Origin of the sequence: Sporosarcina sp. YIM B06819, assembly GCF_033485175.1 — a bacterium.
Lineage (GTDB): Bacteria > Bacillota > Bacilli > Bacillales_A > Planococcaceae > Sporosarcina.
This window is the reverse complement of record NZ_JAWLIQ010000058.1, coordinates 1-1,749: the sequence shown is the minus strand read 5'-3', so window position 1 is coordinate 1,749 and position 1,749 is coordinate 1. Positions and strand designations below refer to the sequence as shown.

Annotated in this window: 1 protein-coding gene; it reads right to left on the bottom strand. The window is 42.3% G+C overall.

Going from position 1 to position 1,749, the window contains the following annotated elements:
- Nucleotides 1–99 precede the first annotated feature (99 nt).
- Nucleotides 100–1,749, bottom strand: a 1,650-nt coding sequence (gene arsA / locus R2B72_RS18460; RefSeq protein WP_318618365.1) for an arsenical pump-driving ATPase, incomplete at its 5' end; no start/stop codon positions are given.

Here is a 1,749-nt window from a genome sequence, read left to right as displayed (position 1 = left end):
GGATTCATATTGGCTCTTGCTAAATAAATTGCTGCTGTTAAGCCAGCAGGCCCAGTACCTAGGATTACTACTTTATGCATGCTCTGTACCTCCAAATGGTTATAGGATGAATTCTTTCAATTTGTTATAGCCAAGTTTCTCTTCATGCAACCATGGGATTATCGCACATTGCTGTGCAAATTCCTCATTCACTTTATTAATCCATTGTTTTTCAGAAATAGCGCGACCTTTTAGAACAGGATCAGTTGTTTCCGTTGCATATAGACTTTGATTGATAACCCACCATTTAGGATCAATCTGCGCACGTTCGAGATCCTCCTGCAATCGTGCGGCTTCTAAAACCGGTGTCGCTTCGGCCAATGTCACAATGACCACTCCAGTTTCTTCTGGATTTCGTAAACGTGGAAGAAGCTGTTTCACACTTTCTGGTACATCACCAGTCGAACGGCTCATTTCCTTATGATAGGCTTCCGTTGAATCCAGCAATAACAATGTGTGCCCGGTCGGTGCCGTATCAATTACAATGATTTCATTTTCCGATTTCTCCACTACGTCGGCAAATGCCCTGAACAAAGCGATTTCTTCCGTACATGGTGATTCTAGATCTTCTTTCAAATACGCAATTCCTTCTTCGCCCAACCCTTCCCCTGCTGTCGAAAGTACTTCCTGCTGATACTTTTTCACTTCGATTTCTGGATTGATGCTACTGATAGTCAGATTGTCTCGCAATGCACTGCCTTCAAACGTATACTCAAGATGTGCTGCTGGGTCTGTTGTAGTCAAATGAACGCGATGCCCTTTCTCAGAGAGGCCAACTGCAATTGCAGATGCAATCGACGTTTTACCAACTCCACCTTTACCCATTGTGAAGATCACACGTATGTTTTTCGAAGAAAAGTCATCGATTACTTTGTGTAAGCCGGGAAGGTGAATTTTTTCTTTGCTAAGGCCATCATCTTCAAATACAGTCATAGTATAAGAGCTAAATAAGTGCCGAAGGTTATCAACTCCCGTTAATGAATACGAAACAAACGGAAGGGAGAACGTCACAACCTGTTTTAATGCTTCTGGCGTTTCTTTCAATGCACGACGCTGTCGCTCATAAAACGCGGTTGACACACTATCATCGGGACGATGCGTCTGAAGAAGTCCATTAATAATAAGCAGCTGATTTTTAATACCAATATCCTTTAACTCTGAAGAAGCCCGATTCGCTTCAACTAAGGAAGATACATCCGGTCGTGAAACCAAAATCAGCGTCGTTTTTTCTGGATTAGAAAGAGACTCAACAGCTTTCGCATATAACTCTTTTTTCTCTCCAAGACCGGATAGGGGACCTAAACAGGAAGCCCCATGTGTGCTCTCTTCTAAAAATCCAGTCCATGCAGTTGGTAATTGTAATAGACGCAGTGTGTGCCCAGTCGGCGCAGTATCAAACAATACGTGATCATATTGATTTAACACATCTACATCGGATAACAGATGAGAAAATTCATCGAATGCAGCTATTTCAACTGTGCAAGCACCCGATAACTGTTCTTCCATCGTTGAGAGAACAGCATCTGGCAACTTACCCCGATAAGGACCGACAACTTTTTCACGGTATGCTTTTGCTGATGCCTCCGGGTCAATATTACATGCAAATAAATTCGTTACACTTGGAATAGCTAGTGGATCATTCGTCAATTCTACATCGAGAACATCCTGTAAATTTGAAGCAGGATCGGTACTTACTAAGAGTACTTTTTT